The sequence below is a fragment of the Clostridium zhoujianii genome (assembly GCF_051590805.1).
Classification (GTDB): Bacteria; Bacillota; Clostridia; order Clostridiales; family Clostridiaceae; genus Clostridium.
On record NZ_JBPUTF010000001.1, the window covers coordinates 2,765,121 to 2,786,924 of the forward strand.

Here is a 21,804-nt window from a genome sequence, read left to right on the forward strand (position 1 = left end):
GGTTTTTTTACAATAAAAAAACTCTTCAACAAGAAGAGACTTACTAAGCAATCTCTCTCATCTCGTAGATATTTATATCCACAGGAATTGGCACCTTGCGATTCTCACAGGTTGCCGGGTTTCATAGGGCCCTTTCCCTCCACCTCTCTTGATAAGAGTTTTCATATTAATTTTATGGTATTATTCTAACATATTAGTTCTTCAAACTCAATAGTATAATTTACTAAGATTTATTAAGTTTATCCACAGTCTTCAAAAAACTATCAACATTTTTTTGATTATCTACAACTATTAGTGGAAATAAAAAAAGCAAGATAATTCTTGCTTTTAAATGGTGGAGGAAGAAGGATTCGAACCTTCGAAGCAACTTGCAACAGATTTACAGTCTGCCCCCTTTGGCCACTCGGGAATTCCTCCATATTTTATTGGAGCTGGCAATAGGAATCGAACCTACAACCTGCTGATTACAAGTCAGCTGCTCTACCGTTGAGCCATGCCAGCATGTGCTAATTAAAGGTTTAAATGGTGGGCACAACAGGGCTCGAACCTGTGACCCTCTGCTTGTAAGGCAGATGCTCTCCCAGCTGAGCTATGCGCCCATTTAAACTGGTGGAAGAAGAAGGATTCGAACCTTCGAAGCAACTTGCAACAGATTTACAGTCTGCCCCCTTTGGCCACTCGGGAATTCTTCCATATTTTATTGGAGCTGGCAATAGGAATCGAACCTACAACCTGCTGATTACAAGTCAGCTGCTCTACCGTTGAGCCATGCCAGCATATTATGTGAAAGTTTAATGGTGGGCACAACAGGGCTCGAACCTGTGACCCTCTGCTTGTAAGGCAGATGCTCTCCCAGCTGAGCTATGCGCCCATTAAATGGTGGAGGAAGAAGGATTCGAACCTTCGAAGCAACTTGCAACAGATTTACAGTCTGCCCCCTTTGGCCACTCGGGAATTCCTCCATATTAACTCTTTCACTTTTGTTCAAGCATTTCGAAACACTCGAACCAACAATAGTTAGTATATATTCAACGGCTTTATATTTCAACCTCCAAAATACACCATTTAAAGAGATTATTTTATATATTCTTTCATTTAGTTAGAATTACTTCTATTTAATGTACTATTCACTTTTTTCTATGCCTCCTGTCCAATAATAGAAAAATCAATAAATTGACCTAATATATTCTCTAAAACCTGATAATCCTCTGTTGTTAGCCTCTTTTTTAACACCTTAAAAGCTTCTCTTACACCTTCTTCTTCATCTTCATACTGAATTACTTCCTCTATCTTGCCTATATCAACTGTAGACATCTTTTTAATAATATTATTTACTATTACCATATCATCTTTATTTATATTTTTTTCAATTAGGCTCTTTTCTATTTTAAATATAGATTTGTTTATTGTAGGAACATCATCTACTTCATTATTCCTTGATAAATCATCAATATCAGAATTATCACTATTTCTCCTACTCTGAACCTCATTTATAGTATTTTGAATAACTTCATTCCGACTTCCTTTTGGCTCCCAAATAAATAATGTATATATCGTTCCTATTAACGCTATCAACATAATTCCTACAATTAATAATTTTTTCAAATAAATCAAACTCCCTTCCTTTTGATTTATTGCCAAAAATTCTTTTTTTATACTTAAATAATATTTCTCTCTTAAACCTCATATATTTAGTGAGGGGGTGTAAGATTTGACTAAAAGAAAAATACATTATAAATCAGCACTTGCTTACTTTGAAATTGCTGAAAGCCTAAAAGATTTTATAAATAAAGATACAATTATTGTCTGTATAGGAACAGATAAGTGTATAGGAGACTGTCTTGGTCCCTTAGTTGGTACAATATTAGAAGATAATTTTTTTCCTCTTCCTATATATGGTACTATTGCTGCACCAATTCATGCCCTTAACATAGATAAACGTTTAGATGAAATTAAGAAAACACACCCTAACGCTTGTATTATAGGCGTAGATGCTTGTCTAGGAGAAATTAAATCTATTGGTGAAATACACACTAGAGATTATGCTATACACCCTGGTAAAGGTGTTGGGAAATCTCTTCCCGATGTGGGAAACGCATCTATTATTGGCATAATAGACTCTAGTGATAATGCAGACTTCTTTTCATCACGTTCTATAAGATTATCCCTAGTTTTAGAGATGGCTAAAATAATTTCTACAGGTATTATTTACGCACATCATCTAAGTAATGGAAAAAATTTAATATTATAAGAATAAAAGATTGAGAGTTTCCCCTCAATCTTTTATTCTTATTAAATACTATTCAACTAAAATAACATCTTGTGAATTCAAGCTAGAATCAATCTTATCAAAGAAAGCTAGAACCTTTCCTGTTCCCTCTGCAACACATTCCACAGAATCTTCTGCAACAGTTACATTCACTCCAGTTTCAAATTCTATAAGCTTGTCTAATCCATATAAAAGAGCACCTCCACCAGTCATGAAGATACCTTTTTCAATAATATCCGCCGCTAGCTCTGGTGGCGTTTTTTCTAGTACAGCCTTAACACTCTCAACTATTGATAGTACAGGTTCAAGTATAGCTTCCCTAATATCCTCTGTTGATATTGGAATTTCATCAGGTAAACCCGTAACTAAATTCCTTCCCTTCATAGTTGTGTCTAAACTTCTTGCTCCCTTAAAAGCTGAGCCAACACTTATCTTTAAATCCTCTGCTGTCTTTTCACCAATCATTATTTTATGCTTTGATCTTACATATTTAATAATAGCCTCATCAAATTTATCTCCCGCAACCTTAATAGAAGACCTAACCACAACACCACCTAATGATATAACAGCAATATCGCATGTACCACCTCCGATATCAACAACCATAACACCATCTGGTTTTGTTATATCTAATCCGGCACCTATAGCTGCCGCAAGGGGTTCCTCTATTAAATGCACTCTCTTAGCTCCTGAATTTTTCGCTGCATCAATAACAGCTCTTTTTTCAACTTCACTAGCTTGAGATGGAATGCATACCATAACTTTTGGAGCAACCATATTTTTTTTCCCTACTGCCTTTTTTATAAATTCCTTTAACATTTTTTCTGTTACATCATAATCTGAAATAACACCATCCCTTAAAGGACGAACTGCAACTATATTTCCAGGAGTTCTTCCAATCATTTTCCTAGCTTCTTCACCAACCGCTAAAACTTTATTGTTGTTTTTGTTAATTGCAACAACCGACGGCTCCTTTAATATAACTCCTTTTCCTTTTTCATAAACTAAAACAGTTGCTGTTCCTAAATCTATTCCTAATTCTGCCCCAGTTCTCCAAAACCACATTCCACTCACTCCCACATCTTTAATTCATTGCATTATTTATACAATTTTTTTCAATTTTCTACCTATTGTTTATTATATATGCAATATTATTATCATTCAATAGCTTTATACTTTAATTTTGTGGCTTTTCCACCTCTAATATGTCTTTCCGCCTTATTAAGTTCTAAAATGCTATGAGTTTTTTCTGCAATTGTGGGATTTATTTTAGGTAATCTTTCTGTCATATCCTTATGAATGGTACTTTTACTCACTCCAAAAACCTTTGCAGTTTTCCTAATCGTAGCTTTTGAATCAATAATATATTGTGCTACTTCTAGTACCCTTTCTTCAATGTAGTCCTTCAAAATGCTACCTCCTTAATTCACTATATTTATAATTATGCAAGCTCTCGTCATTAAATTACTTATTAATCAGCCATTTTATCTTTTAAAATGACTGATTAATATTAATTTTTAGTATTTTCTACTTACTCTTGTATGAAAAATACTTTAATGGATCTACCTGTTCGTTATTAGAATTAATAACTTGTAAATTTAAATGTTCTCCAAAAACTTCTTTATCATAGATCTTTGATGTTTCTCCAACCTTACCAATTACTGTATCCACAGTAACTTTATCACCTTTCTTAACTGATAGTTTTGAATCTAGATTACAATACTTAGTTTTTAATCCATTTGCATGCTTAACAACTACTGTTACACCCTCTTCAACACCATTATTCTCAGCACTCTCAACCACACCTTCTGCTGCAGCTTTTACCTCAGATCCTATTTTTACGTTAACATCAATACCTTTTATTGTTTTCTGGGTTGTGTCATCAATCTTCACAGGTTTAGGATATGTATACCCTCTAAGTAAAACTCCTTCAACTGGCTTGCTAAACTTAACTTCATTAGTTGTTGCTACTGCTTTCGCCTGATTATTGTTGCTATTAGCATTGCCACTTGTATTATCCTTTGATTTACTATTATCAACACGCTCAGCATTAGGCATTTCATTTGTCACATTTTTATCGTCAAGGTTTACACTTACTTCTTTATTGCTATTATCTACTTTAGGTTGTGATTCTGAGTTCCTAGCCTTTTTTAAAGAAATGGCTCCAACTGTAGTAACTATACATAAGCAAAGGAAAAGTACTACGTAAAAACCCTCCTTTCTAAAAAAATCTTTTGCCTTTTGTTTATAATTTTTATCCATATAAACACCTCCTTTCTCTATTATTTCCGCAAAGTTTAAAATAATACATAATTACCATATTTTTATTTCACCAAATTTCAACATTTTCACTTATATCTATATATTTCATAATAATTAATCTACATAAAGAGATTTTTATTAATAAAAAAAGAAGCCATATAGGCTTCTCTACTCATATTTAACTTTCTCAATTCCCACTCCACTGTAATAATGCAGTAATATATCTGTATATTTTTTCCCTTCCTTACCCATTACATTAGCTCCCCGCTGACTCATCCCAACACCATGCCCATATCCTTTACAACTAATCTTAACAATATCACTTGCAAACTCAATATTGAAATTTGCTGATTTTAGCTCAAATATCTTCCTAAATTCTACTCCTGATATCTTAACTTCACCTAAAATTATTTCTTTAGCTGATCCCCCTGTAGTCCTTGAATCAATCTTAACTTGAGATAACAACTTTTCCTTACTAACCTTAGCATTTGGATATGACTTATTTATTTTACCTATAAAGTCATCTATCTTTATTTCTTTAACTGTTTCATAATCCTTTGATGTTTCTTCCCCTAGGCTATCTACTGATTTTAAATATGGTATATCACTTGAAAAAACATCTACTGAGTCTTCTGTTTTTCCTGAACTAGTTGAAAAGAACTGTGGATACAGTACTATTGAACCATCATACACTAATACCTCACCTTTAGTTGATGACACTGCCTCAGTAATCTTATTCCAATTCTTATCTCCATCTGAACTTTTCCAATTTGCTAAACGTTCTTCCTTACTCATATATACTTGGCAATGTGTTGTATCACAAATATCTCCCCCCTTAGAATTTTTGCATGGAGACAATCTCTTTGAAAAATAAAATGTTCTTGCCGCAACAGCTTGCGCTTTCAATGCCTCTAAATCAAAATCTGCTGCCATCTCAGCAGCCACTACTCCTACAATATAATCTTCTAAGTCCATCTCTTGTATTTCATTTCGCTTAGAATTATATAGTTTTACCTTATCACTTCCTTTTACGATGACACCTTCACCCTTTATATACTTTATTGAATCTTCACTTACTTCAAATGAATTTACCTTATCAATGGGGGCTATTATAAATATACTTCCAATTAATATCATAAAAATAAATATAAACATCGTCATATAGGAAATTATCTTTATATTTTTTATAATTTCATCTTTGTTCATTACTTTGCCTCCTTAAATATTTCACTTTTAACTATATGCTTACATAATTTAAGTTATAACTAGGTACTCATAACTTCTTCTTTAATCTATACTCACATTTAAAAGTTATTTTTATAAATATAAAAAGACAAGCTTATTGAACTGCTTCCCTTATAGTTACAGTTTTATTACTTTAACTGTCTACTATAAAGGGAGCATATCAAATCCCTTGTCTTCTTGAATAATTGCATTTTATTTATTAATTCTGTTTATTTCTGCTCCTAGTCCCCTAAATTTCTCCTCAATATCTATATATCCTCTATCAATATGATATATATCACCTATCTCCGTCTGTCCCTCAGCTACCAAGCCAGCTAATATCATTGCCGCGCCAGCTCTTAAATCTGTAGCCTTTACTTCACAACCAGTAAGTTTAGTAACACCCTCTATAAATGCGGTTCTTCCATCAATTTTAATTTTTGCTCCCATCCTTACTAATTCTGCTACATGCATAAATCTATTTTCAAATACTGTTTCTGTTATCATACTTGGACCGGCTATAAGACTTAATAAACTCATCATTTGAGGTTGCATATCTGTTGGAAACCCTGGATAAGGCATAGTTTTAATATCTACTGGCTTTTTAGGACCTGTTCCGTCTACTATTAAAGTACTATCTTCCTCTGTAAATCTAATACCACATTCTTTTAATTTTTCAATCAAAGGTCTAACATGTTCTCCATTTACGCCATTTACTTTAATCTTACTATTTGTCATAGCTGCTGCAATCATGAAAGTTCCAGCTTCAATTCTATCGTAAATAGGTTTATATGATATTCCTTTTAAGGATTCTACCCCTTCTATTATTATTTTTCCAGTTCCTGCACCAGTTACCTTTCCTCCCATGGCATTTAAAAATTCTGCTAGATCCCATATTTCCGGTTCTTCTGCTGCATTCTCTATTATTGTTGTTCCTTTTGCTAGAACAGATGCCATAAGAATATTCTCAGTTGCTCCTACAGATGGGAAGTCCAAATAAATTCTATTTCCAATTAATCTCTTTGCTTTAGCTTCAACAAATCCATGACCCATACTTATTTCTGCCCCCATAGCAGTAAATCCTTTTAAATGAAGATCTATAGGTCTACTTCCTATATTACATCCTCCAGGTAATGATAGTTTACAGTGGCCAAATCTTGCCAGCATAGGTCCCATAATTAAAAATGATGCTCTCATCTTTCTTATTAAGTCGCTATTTGCATCTACAGGCAAGATATTTTTTGTATTAATTTCAAGCTCATTATTTAAATTTGATATATTTACATCACAATTTAATTCCCTTAACAAATTACATATTACAGATACATCCTCTAACATTGGGGCATTTTTTATAACTAATTTCTCTGGGCAGAGAATAGATGCCACTATAATTGGTAATACAGCATTTTTTGCTGCGCTTATATTAACCTCACCTTTTAGTTTATTACCACCTTTTACTATTATCTTTTCCATATTATCCTCCATAATGAATTGTTAGTATGTTGTAAATATTATTGGTGTACCAATAATTAGATAAGAGCCTGTATCATAGCTACTTATCACAAAATTTACCCTTTCTCCATCGTATAAAATAGCTGTTCCAACATTACCATTATGGATATCTAGGGTTTCTATGTCTTTTAAATATGATGTATTTTTAATTGCCTCTAAAGCTTCTTCGGTATTATTTATTCTTCCCTTTACATATTTAAAATATCTTACTTCTATAGCATTATTAGTTTGTAATTTAGTTAATTCTTTCATTAATTTTGATAAACTCTTTTCACTGTCATAATTTATTAAAGTTATTTCCACTTGAGTTTTATCATTTTCTTCATATATGTTTATATTTATCTTCTTAAGTATTTTATTTACTTGAATATTATCATCTTTAGCTATAATATCTTCATTCTTATAAAAGCTTATAATATTATCTTTTAGTTTTTCGAATTCTTTTTCTTTTTTTAAATTACTTTTATATTCTACCTTAACTCCACTTTCTAAAAAATTGCTATATCCTTTTATTTCAGATTCAATGGAAATAAAGGAATTAACTAATTCTTTTTGAGGAATAGCTCCTAAATTAATAAAAGAAAATAGGAAAACTAAAATAAGGCATATTTTATTTTTCATATATACCCCCACCTTTCTTCTTAATTATGGACAGCTATTCTTTTTTTATTCAGTTACTATATATACTATAATATATATATATAATCGTTTTTTGTGAAAGATTGTCAAAATAAAAAAGTTGTAGCGATTATGAGCGCAGACTTTTTTCGCGCATCTACAGTTCCGATGCTTGTCTGAGGAAAATCTTGCAGGCGTACTCTATTTTATTTTTTATTCTTTAGGAGTGTTAATCTTAATAATAAGAATATGTTGTGATTATCCACATTTTAGATGTAAATTTAATTTTCTAAATAATAAAAAAGCATCCCTATAAGGAATGCTTTTTTAAATCCATTCTCACCATTGCTCTTACTAAAGCTGCTCTTGCTCTTTCAACATCGAACTTTGATGATTCCTTTATTCTCTTCTCTGCTCTCTCTTTGGCAGATTCAGCTCTAGCTAAATCTATCTCTTCTGGCAACTCTGCTGCATCACTACAGAAAGTTAGCTCATTATTCTTTACATTTATAACACCTTTTGAAGTGAATATTTCTTTCTTTTCTCCATTACTACCTTCTATTATAGTAATACATGGAATAGTACTTAAAATAATAGGAGCATGACCCGCTAAAAATTCTACATTACCATTAATAGTACTTGTAAAAACTTTTTCTGCTTCCTCTTCTATTACCACTCTACTTGGTGTTAATATTTTAACTTTGAAGGTTTTGGCCATTTTCCTCCACCCCTTATCCTAAAGTCTTAGCCTTTTGTACGGCTTCCTCTATAGTTCCTACAAATAAGAATGCTGATTCTGGAATATCATCATACTTACCTTCTAATATTTCTTTAAATCCTCTTACTGTTTCTTTAACTGAAACATATTTACCTTGCATTCCAGTAAATTGTTCTGCAACAGTAAATGGTTGTGAAAGGAATCTTTGTACTCTTCTAGCTCTTGCTACAACTGCTTTATCCTCATCAGATAATTCATCTACACCAAGTATAGCTATTATATCTTGTAGTTCTCTATATCTTTCAAGTATGTTCTTAACCTTCATAGCTGTTTCATAATGTTCTTTTCCAACTATTCTTGGATCAAGAATTCTTGAACTTGATTCTAATGGATCAACAGCAGGGTATATACCTAATTCTGATATACTTCTTGATAAAACTGTTGTTGCATCTAAGTGAGAGAATGTTGTAGCTGGTGCTGGATCTGTAAGGTCATCAGCTGGAACATAAACTGCTTGAACTGACGTAATTGATCCATTTGTTGTTGAAGTAATTCTTTCTTGTAATGCACCCATCTCAGTTGCTAGTGTTGGTTGATATCCAACAGCTGATGGAATTCTTCCAAGCAATGCTGATACTTCTGAACCAGCTTGAGTAAATCTGAAAATATTATCTATAAATAATAAGACATCTTGACCCTTATCTCTAAAGTATTCTGCCATTGTAAGACCTGTTAAAGCTACTCTCATTCTTGCACCAGGTGGTTCATTCATTTGTCCAAAAACTAATGCTGTCTTCGCTATAACTCCTGAATCTTTCATTTCATGATATAAATCATTACCTTCTCTTGATCTTTCTCCAACACCTGTGAATACTGATAATCCACCATGCTCTTTAGCTATATTATTAATTAATTCTTGAATAAGTACAGTCTTACCTACCCCTGCACCACCAAATAACCCTATTTTTCCACCCTTTTGGTATGGAGCTAATAGGTCTATAACTTTTATTCCAGTTTCAAACATTTCCGGTTCAACGGATTGATCCTTAAAGCTTGGAGCTGGTCTGTGAATTGGATACCTCTCTTCAATTTCTATCGGTCCAGCATTATCCACTGGATTTCCAAGAACATTGAATAGTCTACCTAGAACACCTTCCCCTACAGGAACAACTATAGGCTTTCCAGTATCTATAGCATCCATTCCTCTTCTTAATCCCTCTGTTGCTTCCATTGCAATAGTTCTTACAATATCATCACCCATATGTTGCTCAACTTCAGCAACAAGTACTTCATCTCCAAAATTTATGTTAATAGCATTATATAAATTAGGAAGTGAATCTGAATCAAACTTTATATCAACTACTGGTCCAATTACTTGAACTACTTTTCCTATTTTACCAGGCATTCAAATACCTCCTTACTATTTTTGAGCTTCTGCTCCTCCAACTATTTCAGATATTTCCTGAGTTATCATACTTTGTCTTATTCTATTATACTTAATATTTAAAGCCGAAATTATATCATTAGCATTATTTGTAGCGCCGTCCATAGCCGTCATTCTTGAACTTTGCTCACTACATTTTGCACTTAGCATTAAATTTCTTATTTTACCCTTTAAATATATATCAAGTGAATCCTTTAGAACAGTTTCAATATCTGGTTCTACTAATTGTTCACCTACTTCTCCTTCAACTCTTTGTACAGGCAGTATCATTTCTGATTTTACTTCCTGTTTCACTGGAGAATGAAATTCTGTATATACAATATGAACTTCTGATACTTTTTCCTCATTAAATAGCTTAAGAGCTTTCTCGTATATTACCTTAACTTCCTTTATTGTTGGAACATCCGGTATATCTACATATTCTGCAATGGTCTCTAATCCAGCTCTCTTAATGTATGAAAGCCCTTTACTTCCAACGGTAATAATACTAACCTTATCTCTATGATCCTTTACTAAGGCTCCAAGATAGGAAACTACATTATTGTTATAACCTGCACATAGCCCTGAGTCAGATGTCATAACTATATATAATTTTCTATCACTATTATTTCCATTAAAATAAGGAATCTCTAATTTTTCTTCAGCTATAGTAGCTAATGATTTCATAGTTTTCTCAGCTACTTCTACATATTTATTATTAGTAGCTAGTTCTTTCCTACATTTTCTAAGCTTAGAAGTGGCAACAAGTCCCATGGCATTTGTTATTTTCTTGGTACTTTGTACTGACTTAAGTCTTCTTTTTATTTCTATCAGTCCTGCTGCACCCATTATTCCACCTCCTAAAGAATGGCATAGCTTTAAATAAAGCTATGCTTCTTGTAAAAATACTTTCTTATATTCTACTATGGCTACTTCTAACTTGTTCTTTATTTCATCAGTTAAAGTCTTCTCATCAATAATTTGCTTTAATAAATCTCTATGATGTGTATCCATATACTCTAAGAAGTTTCTTTCAAATTCTCTTATATCGCTTACCTTTATATCGGAAAGGAAATCATTAACTGCAGCATATAAAATAGCAACTTGTTTTTCAACTGCCATTGGTTGGTATTGATCTTGCTTTAATACCTCTATTAATCTCTTTCCTTTTTCAAGTCTCTTCTTAGCATCTCTATCTAAGTCCGAGCCAAATTGTGAAAAGGCTGCAAGTTCTCTATACTGAGCAAGCTCTAATCTTAAAGTACCTGTTACTTGCTTCATAGCCTTTATTTGAGCATTACCACCAACTCTTGATACAGATATTCCTGCATTAACTGCTGGCCTTTGTCCTGAGTTAAACAAGTCTGCTTCTAAGAATATTTGTCCATCTGTAATCGAGATTACATTTGTAGGAATATATGCTGTAACATCTCCTGCTAATGTTTCTATTATTGGAAGAGCTGTTAGAGATCCTCCACCATATTCTGGGGCAAGCTTAGCTGCTCTTTCTAATAATCTTGAATGAATATAGAATACATCTCCAGGATATGCCTCTCTGCCTGGTGGTCTTCTAAGAAGTAATGACATTGTTCTATAAGCCACTGCATGCTTAGACAAATCATCATATATTATAAGAACATTCTTACCTTCATGCATGAAATATTCTCCCATACTACATCCAGCATAAGGTGCTAGATATTGTAATGGAGCACTATCTGATGCTGTTGAGCTAACAACTATTGTGTAGTCCATAGCTCCCATTTCAGTTAAAGTATTTACAATATGTGCTACTGTTGATTGTTTTTGGCCTATAGCAACATATATGCAAATAACATCTTTACCTTTTTGATTTATTATTGTGTCTATTCCAATAGCTGTTTTACCAGTTTGTCTATCACCTATAATAAGCTCTCTTTGCCCTCTACCAATTGGAATCATTGAATCAATTGCTTTAATACCAGTTTGTAAAGGTTCATTTACTGAACTTCTTTCTATTATTGTTGGTGCTGGTACTTCCATAGCTCTTACTTTATTAGTATTAATAGGTCCTTTTCCATCAATAGGATTACCTAATGAATCTACAACCCTACCTATTAACGCTTTACCAACTGGAACTTCAACTATTCTGTTAGTTCTCTTAACAATATCGCCTTCTCTTATACCTTCTTCTGAGCCTAATAAAACGCAACCTACGTTATCTTGCTCAAGGTTAAGAGCCATACCATATACATTGTTAGGGAATTCTAATAATTCACCCTCCATACAATCGTCTAATCCATATACTCTTGCGATACCATCTCCAACCTGGATTATTGTACCAGAATCTACTGTTTGGATATGCTTTTCATATCTTTCAATTTCTTTTTTAATAATTGAAGTAATTTCTTCTGGTTTTATATTCATGGACTCACCTCTATTCTCTCTTAAGCATTATGCCTTTCATTTCCTCTAGCTTGGATTTAACAGTTCCATCTATAACGTCATTTCCAACTCTAACATAAACTCCACCAAGAAGGCTCTTATCAACTTCCGTTGTCATAATTATCTTCTTATTGTATTTATCCTGTAATTTTTTTTGTAAAGCCTCAACCTCATTTTCTAACATAGGCACTGCTGTCTTTACATGTGCAATCAGAGTATTTTTTCTATCTAGATCTATCTTTTCCATTTCATTTATCTTTTCTTTAAGATATAATATTCTATCCTTTTCAATAAGTATTAATAAAAATGAAAGAAGTTCTTCATCAATCTGCCCTTTGAAAATATTGATAAATGTCTTTTTTTTCTTTTTTGTACTTATTTGAGGATGTTTTATTACTTCATGAAACTCTTTATTATTCTCTATAATCTTACAAATTTCTCTAAGGTCATTTAAATACTCTTCTACCTTGCCTTTTTCTTCTGCAACTTGGTATAAGGCTAAAGCGTATCTCCTATCTAAATATTCATACATATTTAACTACCTACCTTAGTGATAAAATCATTGATTAACTCTCTTTGCTTAGTCTCTTCTACTTTTTCATCTAATGCCTTAGTTGAAAGATCAATTGCTAAATCAACAACTTGTCTCTTTAATTCAAATTGAGCCTTTTCTTTTTCTCTTTCAATTTCTAACTTTGCCCTATTCATAATTGATTTTGCCTCATTATTGGCATCCTCAACTATTTCACTATATACTCTATTAGCTTTATCTTTCTTCTTTTCAATAATCTTATTTCCTTCTTCTTTAGAAGCTTTTAAGATTCTTTCATTTTCAATAAGATAGATTCTTGCTTTTTCTGAATCCTCATCTGCTTTAGATAATTGTTCTTCTATGTAATCTTCTCTCTCTTGAATAACAGTTTGAATCTTTTCCCAGAAAAAATGTTTTAGTATTAATACTAAAATCCCAAAATTTATTAGGGTTGCAATAAGAACAGATACATCTATTTCCATCTACTTTTATATCCTCCCTTCGGAGTCAATTATATTAACTCTAATCCTTTAATCTACTTTATAACTAACATAAATGCAATGATTAATCCATATATTGCTGTTGCTTCTGAAAGACCTGCTCCTAAAATTAAAGCACTTTGAATCTTACTAGCGGCTTCTGGTTGTCTTGCTATTGCTTCAACAGCCTTTCCTGTTGCTATTCCTATTCCTATTCCTGCTCCTGCTCCTGTTAATACAGCTATTGCTGCTGCTAAATGTGCTATTGTCATTTTAATTCCTCCTTAAATTTCACCTTTAATGATGTTCTGATACTATCTTAATATTTATTATTGTTAGCATAGTAAATACTAACATTTGAATTGTTCCATCGAACAAATCAAAGTAGCCATGTGCAATAATCGGTAATCCAATTTGTGCTAGCCATGTCATAGACCCCAAGGCTTCATAAATCATATCTACAAGCATTGTAGCTGCCATCATGTTACCAAAAAGTCTTAATGCTAATGATACCGGCAACATAACTCTTTCCATTATATTAAGTGGCAACATTAACAAATATGGTTCTCCAAGTCCTTTAGTATATCCCCAAGCACCATTTCTTTTTATTGCTGTACCATTAATAACAAAGAATGATGTAAAGCCTAGAGCTAAGGTAACACTTAGATTCTCTGTAGGTGGTTTTATACCAATTACCCCTATTAAATTTAAAGATAATAGGTAAATAACTAAGGTACCTACATAAGGTATGTAACTAATAAAGCTTTCACCTATATTATCTCGTACAAGATCATGTACATAGGTATATATGCTTTCTAATACTACCTGCCTCTTATCTGGCACTCTTTTTAAATTCCTTGTTAAAAGGTAAGCTGCTATTCCTAATATAAGAATTACTACCCATTGAACTATAATATCTCTTGTTATATTAATGGGGAAATCTCCTATATTAAAAGAAAAGATAGGCGTAACTGCTTCCAACCTAAGCACTTCCTTTCTTTTTTAATGTACAATAGATTAAAACTGGATAGTGAGTTATGATTCCTAATAAATATGCAATAAGTAACTCTACATTATTCCTAAATGGAATAATAAGAGCTGAAACTAAAAGGATTCTACAAATTGTGACTATTAATATTAGTCCTTTTTTATTTTTCTTAAAAATCCAATTCTCCGTTCCATAAATACTTACTTGAAAATTTATCATTGCCATAGTCACACCTAGTAAATAAACTATTGTTGGCTTTAATGAGAAGATTATTCCAATAATTAAAGACATAAATAATCCGCTCGTCATATCATATTTTGTGACTTTTGCTTTAAGGTTATTCATCTCTTTACTCATCTAAAACTCTCCTCGCTTCCGCTTTGAATATTATATCGCCCTTACAAACTTTAAGAAAACCTTAATTTTCCTCAAAAACCTTAAAAAAACCTTGAATTTTGAAAATATACCCCTAGTAATGGCTATTCTCTTAACTAATGTCCATTAATTGCTGTTTATCTTCTAATATACATAAATCTATTCATACTTATTCATTAATCTGAAAATTCTGATATTTAAAAGTTTTCCTTAATTCACTTGATAACATTTTCATTATATGTTTTTCAAATATTATTTTTAGTTTAGTAACATTTTATCCATCTTTCCTTGTTGAAAGCAGGCATTTCCTACTTTGGAACAGTTTTACTAACATAAACAATTGAAATGATTTTATTTTTATTATTCATATTTTTTTCTAACTAATTATCTTTATTTTATTCCTTATGATTTTATATATTCTTAGTACATTTATCACTCCTATTCCGCCCTAGCTTAAAAGACTTTATAATAATGCACCTCCAATTATATACAATACTACCATGTAACTCTGAAAATAGATATATCAAAAAAAGAGCTAACCTAAATTAGCTCTTTTACTTACACTTAAATTCTCTCTACAATAAGGGCAGTTCCCATTCCGCCACCTATACATAAAGTAGCTAAACCTGTTTTAGCCTCTCTCTTTTCCATTTCATATAGTAAAGTTGTAAGAATTCTTGCACCTGATGCTCCAACCGGATGTCCTAATGCAATAGCTCCTCCGTTAACATTAACCTTACTCATATCAAAGTTAAGATCCTTAGCAACAGCTAAACTTTGTGCAGCAAATGCTTCATTTGCTTCAATTAAATCTAAATCCTCAATTGTTAAGTTGGCAGCTTCTAAAGCTTTCTTTGTTGCATGGAATGGACCATATCCCATTATTGCTGGATCTAATCCCTTTGAACCATATGATACTATTTTAGCTAATGGTTTTACTCCTAATTCAGCAGCTTTTTCCGCACTCATTATTACAAATGCAGCAGCCCCGTCATTAATTCCAGATGCATTACCAGCTGTAACAGTACCTTCTTTTGCAAATGCTGGTCTAAGTTTTCCTAATGTTTCAACTGTTGTTCCAAATCTTGGGAATTCATCTGTATCAAATACTTTTGGTTCTCCCTTTCTTTGAGGGATAACAACTGGAACTATTTCATCCTTAAATCTTCCTTCTTTTATAGCCTTTTCAGCTTTTTGTTGTGAAGATGCTGCAAATGCATCTTGCTCTTCTCTTGTTAAATTCCATTCTTTAGCTATATTTTCTGCAGTTACTCCCATATGATAGTTATTGAATGCATCCCAAAGAGCATCATTTATCATTGTATCAACTAACTTTCCGTCTCCCATTCTTTGGCCCCATCTAGCTTTATCTAATACATAAGGCGCTGCTGACATGTTTTCCATACCACCTGCAACAACTATATCTGTATCTCCTGATTTAATCATTTGAGCTGCTAATGATACTGCTCTTAATCCTGATCCACAAACTTTATTAATTGTCATGGCTGATACTTCGTTAGGTAATCCAGCCTTTATAGTTGCTTGTCTTGCAACGTTTTGTCCTAAACCTGCTTGTATAACATTTCCCATTATAACTTCTTCAACGACTTCTGGCTTAATTCCTGCTCTGTTTACAGCTTCTTTAATTACTAATGCCCCTAAATCTGCTGCTGGTACGTCCTTAAGTGATCCTCCAAATGAACCAAGTGCTGTTCTTACTGCACTGGCAATAACTACTTCTCTCATTAATATACCTCCTAAATTCACGTAAATCTCAAAATTATGTTCGTTAAACTATTAACATAATACAATTATACCATTTTTATCATAATTTTCAATATAAATTTGTTAAATTTTAAACAAACTATCTTTTAAATTCTTCTACCTCTTTTTCACTTAAGTTAAAATATTTAAGAATAGCATCTGCAATTCTGACTGATGCTCCGCCATCACCATAAGGATTAACTGATTTACTCATCTTTTCATATGCAACCTTATCTTGTAGTAAAATATTTGCCTCTCCAACTATCTTTTCAATATCAGTACCCACTAATTTAACAGTTCCATAATCAACAGCCTCTGGTCTTTCTGTAACATCTCTTAATACTAAAACTGGCTTTCCTAAATGTGGTGCTTCCTCTTGTAATCCCCCTGAATCTGTCATGACCATAAAACATTTATTCATAAGATTATGAGTTTCCTTTGTGTCTAAAGGAGATAATAAATGGACTCTATCTTGTCCTCCAAGCCTTTCATGGACCACATCTTTAACTACAGGATTTAAATGTACTAGATATATCAACTCTACATCTTTATTTTCATCTACAATCCTATTCAATGCTTCACATATATTATCTATTCCAACACCCCAATTTTCTCTTCTATGAGCTGTAATCATAATCACTTTTTTATTTTCAAAATCTATTTTATTTAATTCCTCATTATCAAATATATACTCATCTTTCACCGTATGATGCATAGCATCAATAACTGTATTGCCTGTGATATATATATCTTCTTCTTTTACTCCCTCCCTTAATAGATTTTCCTTAGATCCCTTAGTAGGTGCGAAATGTAAATCTGCTATTGCACCAGTAAGCTTTCTATTCATCTCTTCTGGGAAAGGAAAATACTTATCAAAGGTTCTAAGTCCTGCTTCCACATGACCAACCTTAATTTGTTGGTAAAATGCAGCAAGTCCGCCAGCAAATGTTGTAGTTGTATCTCCATGAACTAATATCATATCTGGCTTTTCTTCTTGAAATACCTCTTCTAACCCTTCTAGAACTCTATTTGTAATTCCAGTAAGACTTTGCTTACTTTTCATTATATTTAAATCAAAGTCAGGCTTTATATCAAAATACTCTAGTACCTGATCTAACATTTCTCTATGCTGTGCTGTAACACATACCTTAGATTCAATTTCCTCTCTCTTCTCTAGCTCCTTTACTAATGGAGCCATTTTTATAGCTTCTGGTCTTGTTCCAAAGATTGTTATAACCTTTTTTTTCAATACTATTACCTCCTAATATTTTATTAATATATTATTCTAATATCCTAGTTCTTTTTTCATAGCTAGTGAATCATCATCTTCTATCCATGAATTAACATAAATAGTTCTACATTCATTCTTACTATCTCTTATAACTAATTTTTCTATACCTGCATTAATCACCATTCTCTTACACATTGAGCAAGAATTTGCATCCTTTACATACTCTTTAGTTTTTGCATCTCTTCCCACTAAATATAAAGTTGCACCAATCATATCTCTTCTTGAAGCGCTTATAATTGCATTTGCTTCACTATGTACACTTCGACAAAGTTCATAATGAGTTCCTCGTTTAACTTGTAGTTGCTCTCTTATACAATTTTGTAAGTCAATACAATTCTTTCTTCCTCTTGGAGCTCCTGTATAACCACTGGAAATAATTTCATCATTTTTTACTATAATAGAACCGTAGTTTCTTCTAAGGCATGTTCCTCTTTCTGCTACGGTTTCTGCAATATCTAAATAATAATTGTCTTTATCTCGTCTCTCCATTTCCTAAACTCCTTAACTAAGTTTTAGTAACTATACCTTTCTAAATTATATATTAGATATCCTTCAATGTAAATAATTCCACAATATTGATGAAATACATAAAAAAAGTACTTCTACAAAAGTAGAGGTACTTTTTATGTATTTGTTATTTAGTCCCGAATAATCTATCCCCTGCATCTCCTAAGCCTGGAACAATATATCCTTTTTCATTAAGCTTTTCATCAATAGAAGCAAGATATATATCAACATCTGGATGTGCTTCCTTAACTGCTTTAACACCCTCTGGTGAAGAAATTAAACACATAAGTCTTAGGTGCTTAGCTCCTCTTTGCTTTAATAGAGTTAATGCATCAGCAGCTGATCCACCTGTTGCTAGCATTGGATCTACAACTATTACATCTCTTTCAGCTATGTCTTGTGGTAATTTACAGAAGTATTCAACTGGTTTTAAAGTTTCTTCATCTCTATATAGCCCAATATGTCCAACTTTTGCAGCTGGTATTAAGTTTAACATTCCATCAACCATTCCTAATCCTGCTCTTAATATTGGTACTATTGCAACCTTTTTACCTGAAAGCATCTTACATGTAGTCTTACATATAGGTGTCTCTATTTCCACATCTTCCATACTTAAATCTCTTGTTACCTCATATGCCATTAACATAGATACTTCACTTACTAAAGCTCTAAACTCCTTTGAACCAGTCGCTTTGCTTCTTATAAATGCAAGTTTATGAAGTATTAATGGATGATTAATTTCTACTACCTTACTCATATCTAAAACCTCCTAAGTTTATTTACTATATTTTTTTTCTATAGCTGTGATTTTTTCTATTCTTTTAACATGTCTATCCCCTTCAAACTCTGCAGTTAAGAAGGCTTTTACTATATCAAGTGCTAATCCAGTTCCTACAACTCTTGCACCTAATGCTAATATATTTGCATCATTATGTTCTCGCGTTGCATGAGCACTAAAAGTGTCTGCGCATAACGCGGCTCTCACTCCTGGTACCTTATTCGCAGCAATACTTATACCTATTCCTGTTCCACAGATTAGTATCCCATAATCGCATTCCTTTTCTACTACCGCTTCAGCAACTTTTAATGAATAATCTGCATAATCACACGAATCTGTAGAATATGTACCATAATCTTCTATTTCATAACCCGAATTCTTTAAGAAAGAACTTATCTCTTCTTTTAATTCGAATCCACCATGATCTGAGCCTAAGGCTATCTTCATAGTGTACACCTCCTATGTTTTTAAATGTTTATTCATAAAAAAAGAAAGAGTAAGTATCATTAGCTACTTTCTTCTTTCTTTATTTTTGACAATAATAAAGACACTAACCCCTCTATTTGTTTATATGTTTTTTCATAAATGCTAATTGTGCTACCGTAAGGATCAATTATTTCATCCTTTACGCCAACATATTCTGATAAAGTGAATGTCTTATTCTTATAATTTGGATAATATTCTTTGATAAAGTCTCTGCTATACTCTGTCATAGTTAAAACTAAATTTGACTCTTCTAAATGGGATTTTCTTATTTGAACAGCTTCCCTATTATTAATATCAAAAGATAATTCTCTATTAACTAACTCTACTGAAGATTTAGTGGCAATACTACCTGGAACAATAGATATCCCGGCTGATTTAACTGTAAACTTTTTATTTTCATTTAATCTATTAAATATTGCTTCTGCTATAGGGCTTCTACAAGTATTACCTGTACACACAAAGAGAATCTTCATCATTACCTCCAAATTAGATATTAATTATATCGTATCCCGCTGCCTTATTTAGTCTATTCATAACTGCTATTCCAACACCTTTTTCTTCAAAAGCTTCAGCAATTATAACATCAACACCAATATCATCAAAACTTCTAAGAGCTTCAAATAAGTTGTGGGCTACCTCTGACATATTATACATACTTCCTAAAACTATCACTTCACCAATTTTATAAAGTGAGCTATTCTCTTCTGACGCAAGAATTCCAACCTTCTTACCTTCATCCATATAATTGTGTACCATTTCATTAATTTTTTCAATAGTTTTTTTACTATCTCCTGAAACAATTTTAACCTTTGCTTTTGGAGCATAATGTCTATATTTCATTCCTGGCGCCTTAGGTTTAAAATCCTCCGTAGGTTTAGACATTATTCCTTTATCTATTTCTATTCTTTCATCAATAGTTTTTAACATTTCAAGAGTTATTCCACCTGGCCTTAAAATTAATGGTGGATCTATAGTACAATCTACTATAGTTGATTCAACACCTACATCGCTCTTTTCCCCACCTAGTATATAATCTACTTTTCCAGATAAATCTTCAATACAACGTTCCACATCTGTTGGACTTGGCCTTCCACTTATATTGGCTGACGGTGCAGCAATTGGTGCTCCAGATAACTCAATTAAATTTTTAGCAATAATACTGCTAGGCATTCTCACACCTATGCTTTTTAAATTTGCACTAGTTACATCAGGTACTATATCTTTTTTATTTAGTATTATTGTAAGTGGTCCTGGCCAAAATTTATCAATTATTCTTTTTGCCACATCTGGAACTTCTTCTACATATTCGCTTATATCCTTTGATGCAACATGTATTATTAAAGGGTTATCTTGTGGCCTTCCTTTGGCTATGAAAATTTTCTTTACAGCTTCATCATTTAATGCATTTGCACCTAATCCATAAACTGTTTCTGTTGGAAATGCTACTATGCCGCCTTCTCTTATAATTGTTGCTGCTTCATTAAGATACTTATTATCTTCTTTCAAATTCTTAACTATAGCTATTTTTGTCTCCAAGGTTAATTCCTTCCTTCTTTATACTAAGGTTTGCCCTCTTGCTATTTTTATATTCTGAATGCATTCTTCTGTATATGTAGCTTTAACACAGTTTTTATATACATTATCTAATAACATATATTTATTTAATCCGCCTCTTTTTACTACTTGATAGTAATATACGTTTTCTGGTTGTAGCTCCTTTATTCGCAAAAATTCCTCTGTAATTAATGGATACTTTTTCAAAAACCCCTTTAATACAGGCTTTAACATCTTATTCTTAAAGTTGACTGATGTTACTATAATTATCTCCATTTCCTCTTCCATTTTTTCTGTATGTACTAAAACAACCTTATCACAAAATATCAAACTTTCTTTTCCCCAAAGTCCACATTTGAATCTTAGTCTATTATTATTGCAAACATATGTGATTTTATGATAATTTGCTTTATTTATTATTGCTACTACTATTAAAAATTCAATAAACATTAAATAGCTCAAGTAAAAAGGGGTTGCTAATCCAGTTAATAACACTATAAATGGTAGTATTATAGCTATTAAGATCATCATAATATAGAATTTTTTCAAGAATTTTCTTTCTTTCTTTATAGCTTTGAAAATATCCATATTTTATCCCTCCAA

General features: G+C 32.2%; 25 protein-coding genes, 7 tRNA genes and 1 riboswitch. Of the genes, 1 reads left to right on the forward strand and 31 read right to left on the reverse strand.

Annotation, left to right across the window (positions count from 1 at the left end; genetic code table 11):
• Positions 1 to 54: 54 nt before the first annotated feature.
• Positions 55 to 158, reverse strand: a riboswitch (SAM riboswitch).
• Between the two features lie 174 nt (positions 159 to 332).
• From ACSYT2_RS13095 to ACSYT2_RS13130, 8 genes are all read right to left on the reverse strand, one after another.
• A tRNA-Tyr gene (locus tag ACSYT2_RS13095) sits at positions 333 to 417 on the reverse strand.
• Positions 418 to 426: 9 nt separating this feature from the next.
• A tRNA-Thr gene (locus ACSYT2_RS13100) sits at positions 427 to 501 on the reverse strand.
• A 22-nt stretch (positions 502 to 523) separates the two neighbouring features.
• Positions 524 to 599 (reverse strand) — tRNA-Val (locus tag ACSYT2_RS13105).
• An 8-nt stretch (positions 600 to 607) separates the two neighbouring features.
• Positions 608 to 692, reverse strand: a tRNA-Tyr gene (locus tag ACSYT2_RS13110).
• A 9-nt stretch (positions 693 to 701) separates the two neighbouring features.
• Positions 702 to 776 (reverse strand) — tRNA-Thr (locus tag ACSYT2_RS13115).
• A 19-nt stretch (positions 777 to 795) separates the two neighbouring features.
• Positions 796 to 871: transfer RNA gene (locus ACSYT2_RS13120), tRNA-Val, on the reverse strand.
• A 6-nt stretch (positions 872 to 877) separates the two neighbouring features.
• Positions 878 to 962 (reverse strand) — tRNA-Tyr (locus tag ACSYT2_RS13125).
• Between the two features lie 175 nt (positions 963 to 1,137).
• A complete protein-coding gene (locus ACSYT2_RS13130) occupies positions 1,138 to 1,605 on the reverse strand; it encodes a hypothetical protein (protein ID WP_430855671.1) in 468 nt (155 codons plus the stop codon).
• A gap of 106 nt (positions 1,606 to 1,711) precedes the next feature.
• On the opposite strand from ACSYT2_RS13130, the gene yyaC reads away from it, so the two are divergent.
• A complete protein-coding gene (gene yyaC, locus ACSYT2_RS13135) occupies positions 1,712 to 2,251 on the forward strand; it encodes a spore protease YyaC (RefSeq protein WP_430855672.1) in 540 nt (179 codons plus the stop codon).
• Positions 2,252 to 2,299: 48 nt separating this feature from the next.
• Here the strand turns inward: yyaC and mreB are convergent, their stop codons facing one another.
• From mreB to ACSYT2_RS13250, 23 genes are all read right to left on the reverse strand, one after another.
• Positions 2,300 to 3,334, reverse strand: coding sequence for a rod shape-determining protein MreB (gene mreB, locus ACSYT2_RS13140; RefSeq protein WP_430855673.1), 1,035 nt, complete (start codon positions 3,332 to 3,334; stop codon positions 2,300 to 2,302).
• 92 nt (positions 3,335 to 3,426) lie between these two features.
• A complete protein-coding gene (spoIIID, locus tag ACSYT2_RS13145; protein WP_430855674.1) occupies positions 3,427 to 3,678 on the reverse strand; it encodes a sporulation transcriptional regulator SpoIIID in 252 nt (83 codons plus the stop codon).
• A gap of 118 nt (positions 3,679 to 3,796) precedes the next feature.
• Complete coding sequence (locus tag ACSYT2_RS13150) at positions 3,797 to 4,531, reverse strand: peptidoglycan DD-metalloendopeptidase family protein (RefSeq protein ID WP_430855675.1); 735 nt, start codon at positions 4,529 to 4,531, stop codon at positions 3,797 to 3,799.
• 168 nt (positions 4,532 to 4,699) lie between these two features.
• Positions 4,700 to 5,737 carry a stage II sporulation protein D gene (gene spoIID / locus ACSYT2_RS13155; RefSeq protein ID WP_430855676.1) on the reverse strand — a complete coding sequence of 346 codons (1,038 nt, stop codon included), beginning with the start codon at positions 5,735 to 5,737 and terminating at the stop codon, positions 4,700 to 4,702.
• Positions 5,738 to 5,968: 231 nt separating this feature from the next.
• Positions 5,969 to 7,228 (reverse strand): UDP-N-acetylglucosamine 1-carboxyvinyltransferase, encoded by a 1,260-nt coding sequence (gene murA, locus ACSYT2_RS13160; protein WP_430855677.1) that lies wholly within the window; start codon positions 7,226 to 7,228, stop codon positions 5,969 to 5,971.
• 21 nt (positions 7,229 to 7,249) lie between these two features.
• A complete protein-coding gene (locus ACSYT2_RS13165) occupies positions 7,250 to 7,888 on the reverse strand; it encodes a hypothetical protein (protein WP_430855678.1) in 639 nt (212 codons plus the stop codon).
• Positions 7,889 to 8,195: 307 nt separating this feature from the next.
• Positions 8,196 to 8,603, reverse strand: a complete 408-nt coding sequence (gene atpC, locus ACSYT2_RS13170) for an ATP synthase F1 subunit epsilon (protein ID WP_430855679.1) — start codon at positions 8,601 to 8,603, stop codon at positions 8,196 to 8,198.
• A 13-nt stretch (positions 8,604 to 8,616) separates the two neighbouring features.
• A complete protein-coding gene (gene atpD / locus ACSYT2_RS13175) occupies positions 8,617 to 10,008 on the reverse strand; it encodes a F0F1 ATP synthase subunit beta (RefSeq protein WP_430855680.1) in 1,392 nt (463 codons plus the stop codon).
• 15 nt (positions 10,009 to 10,023) lie between these two features.
• Positions 10,024 to 10,875, reverse strand: coding sequence for an ATP synthase F1 subunit gamma (gene atpG, locus ACSYT2_RS13180; protein WP_430855681.1), 852 nt, complete (start codon positions 10,873 to 10,875; stop codon positions 10,024 to 10,026).
• 39 nt (positions 10,876 to 10,914) lie between these two features.
• Positions 10,915 to 12,429 (reverse strand): F0F1 ATP synthase subunit alpha, encoded by a 1,515-nt coding sequence (atpA, locus tag ACSYT2_RS13185; RefSeq protein ID WP_438384938.1) that lies wholly within the window; start codon positions 12,427 to 12,429, stop codon positions 10,915 to 10,917.
• Between the two features lie 10 nt (positions 12,430 to 12,439).
• Complete coding sequence (locus ACSYT2_RS13190) at positions 12,440 to 12,979, reverse strand: F0F1 ATP synthase subunit delta (RefSeq protein ID WP_430855683.1); 540 nt, start codon at positions 12,977 to 12,979, stop codon at positions 12,440 to 12,442.
• Positions 12,980 to 12,981: 2 nt separating this feature from the next.
• A complete protein-coding gene (locus ACSYT2_RS13195) occupies positions 12,982 to 13,461 on the reverse strand; it encodes a F0F1 ATP synthase subunit B (RefSeq protein WP_430855684.1) in 480 nt (159 codons plus the stop codon).
• A gap of 53 nt (positions 13,462 to 13,514) precedes the next feature.
• Entirely contained in the window at positions 13,515 to 13,730 is a 216-nt protein-coding gene (gene atpE / locus ACSYT2_RS13200; RefSeq protein ID WP_430855685.1) for an ATP synthase F0 subunit C, read from the reverse strand.
• 25 nt (positions 13,731 to 13,755) lie between these two features.
• A complete protein-coding gene (locus tag ACSYT2_RS13205) occupies positions 13,756 to 14,439 on the reverse strand; it encodes a F0F1 ATP synthase subunit A (protein WP_430855686.1) in 684 nt (227 codons plus the stop codon).
• Between the two features lies 1 nt (position 14,440).
• A complete protein-coding gene (locus tag ACSYT2_RS13210) occupies positions 14,441 to 14,803 on the reverse strand; it encodes a hypothetical protein (protein ID WP_438384939.1) in 363 nt (120 codons plus the stop codon).
• A gap of 582 nt (positions 14,804 to 15,385) precedes the next feature.
• On the reverse strand, positions 15,386 to 16,567 hold the full coding sequence (locus tag ACSYT2_RS13215) for an acetyl-CoA C-acetyltransferase (protein ID WP_430855688.1): 1,182 nt from the start codon (positions 16,565 to 16,567) through the stop codon (positions 15,386 to 15,388).
• Between the two features lie 118 nt (positions 16,568 to 16,685).
• A complete protein-coding gene (gene wecB, locus ACSYT2_RS13220) occupies positions 16,686 to 17,840 on the reverse strand; it encodes a non-hydrolyzing UDP-N-acetylglucosamine 2-epimerase (RefSeq protein ID WP_430855770.1) in 1,155 nt (384 codons plus the stop codon).
• A gap of 30 nt (positions 17,841 to 17,870) precedes the next feature.
• Positions 17,871 to 18,365 (reverse strand): deoxycytidylate deaminase, encoded by a 495-nt coding sequence (locus ACSYT2_RS13225; protein WP_430855689.1) that lies wholly within the window; start codon positions 18,363 to 18,365, stop codon positions 17,871 to 17,873.
• A gap of 145 nt (positions 18,366 to 18,510) precedes the next feature.
• On the reverse strand, positions 18,511 to 19,140 hold the full coding sequence (gene upp, locus ACSYT2_RS13230; protein ID WP_430855690.1) for a uracil phosphoribosyltransferase: 630 nt from the start codon (positions 19,138 to 19,140) through the stop codon (positions 18,511 to 18,513).
• A gap of 18 nt (positions 19,141 to 19,158) precedes the next feature.
• Entirely contained in the window at positions 19,159 to 19,608 is a 450-nt protein-coding gene (gene rpiB / locus ACSYT2_RS13235) for a ribose 5-phosphate isomerase B (RefSeq protein WP_430855691.1), read from the reverse strand.
• A gap of 59 nt (positions 19,609 to 19,667) precedes the next feature.
• The gene (locus ACSYT2_RS13240; RefSeq protein ID WP_430855692.1) at positions 19,668 to 20,120 is read right to left on the reverse strand and encodes a low molecular weight protein arginine phosphatase; all 453 of its coding nucleotides are present in this window, start codon (positions 20,118 to 20,120) and stop codon (positions 19,668 to 19,670) included.
• Between the two features lie 13 nt (positions 20,121 to 20,133).
• Positions 20,134 to 21,183, reverse strand: coding sequence for an L-threonylcarbamoyladenylate synthase (locus tag ACSYT2_RS13245; RefSeq protein ID WP_430855693.1), 1,050 nt, complete (start codon positions 21,181 to 21,183; stop codon positions 20,134 to 20,136).
• 18 nt (positions 21,184 to 21,201) lie between these two features.
• Complete coding sequence (locus tag ACSYT2_RS13250) at positions 21,202 to 21,789, reverse strand: hypothetical protein (protein ID WP_430855694.1); 588 nt, start codon at positions 21,787 to 21,789, stop codon at positions 21,202 to 21,204.
• Positions 21,790 to 21,804: the final 15 nt, after the last annotated feature.

Bases quoted from the DNA above. Each gene is read 5' to 3' on its own strand.
- mreB (WP_430855673.1), bottom strand. From the start codon at position 3,334: ATGTGGTTTTGGAGAACTGGGGCAGAATTAGGAATAGATTTAGGAACA.
- ACSYT2_RS13150 (WP_430855675.1), bottom strand. From the start codon at position 4,531: ATGGATAAAAATTATAAACAAAAGGCAAAAGATTTTTTTAGAAAGGAG.
- spoIID (WP_430855676.1), bottom strand. From the start codon at position 5,737: ATGAACAAAGATGAAATTATAAAAAATATAAAGATAATTTCCTATATG.
- murA (WP_430855677.1), bottom strand. From the start codon at position 7,228: ATGGAAAAGATAATAGTAAAAGGTGGTAATAAACTAAAAGGTGAGGTT.
- ACSYT2_RS13165 (WP_430855678.1), bottom strand. From the start codon at position 7,888: ATGAAAAATAAAATATGCCTTATTTTAGTTTTCCTATTTTCTTTTATT.
- atpC (WP_430855679.1), bottom strand. From the start codon at position 8,603: ATGGCCAAAACCTTCAAAGTTAAAATATTAACACCAAGTAGAGTGGTA.
- atpD (WP_430855680.1), bottom strand. From the start codon at position 10,008: ATGCCTGGTAAAATAGGAAAAGTAGTTCAAGTAATTGGACCAGTAGTT.
- atpG (WP_430855681.1), bottom strand. From the start codon at position 10,875: ATGGGTGCAGCAGGACTGATAGAAATAAAAAGAAGACTTAAGTCAGTA.
- atpA (WP_438384938.1), bottom strand. From the start codon at position 12,429: ATGAATATAAAACCAGAAGAAATTACTTCAATTATTAAAAAAGAAATT.
- ACSYT2_RS13190 (WP_430855683.1), bottom strand. From the start codon at position 12,979: ATGTATGAATATTTAGATAGGAGATACGCTTTAGCCTTATACCAAGTT.
- ACSYT2_RS13195 (WP_430855684.1), bottom strand. From the start codon at position 13,461: ATGGAAATAGATGTATCTGTTCTTATTGCAACCCTAATAAATTTTGGG.
- atpE (WP_430855685.1), bottom strand. From the start codon at position 13,730: ATGACAATAGCACATTTAGCAGCAGCAATAGCTGTATTAACAGGAGCA.
- ACSYT2_RS13210 (WP_438384939.1), bottom strand. From the start codon at position 14,803: ATGAGTAAAGAGATGAATAACCTTAAAGCAAAAGTCACAAAATATGAT.
- ACSYT2_RS13215 (WP_430855688.1), bottom strand. From the start codon at position 16,567: ATGAGAGAAGTAGTTATTGCCAGTGCAGTAAGAACAGCACTTGGTTCA.
- ACSYT2_RS13225 (WP_430855689.1), bottom strand. From the start codon at position 18,365: ATGGAGAGACGAGATAAAGACAATTATTATTTAGATATTGCAGAAACC.
- upp (WP_430855690.1), bottom strand. From the start codon at position 19,140: ATGAGTAAGGTAGTAGAAATTAATCATCCATTAATACTTCATAAACTT.
- rpiB (WP_430855691.1), bottom strand. From the start codon at position 19,608: ATGAAGATAGCCTTAGGCTCAGATCATGGTGGATTCGAATTAAAAGAA.
- ACSYT2_RS13240 (WP_430855692.1), bottom strand. From the start codon at position 20,120: ATGAAGATTCTCTTTGTGTGTACAGGTAATACTTGTAGAAGCCCTATA.
- ACSYT2_RS13250 (WP_430855694.1), bottom strand. From the start codon at position 21,789: ATGGATATTTTCAAAGCTATAAAGAAAGAAAGAAAATTCTTGAAAAAA.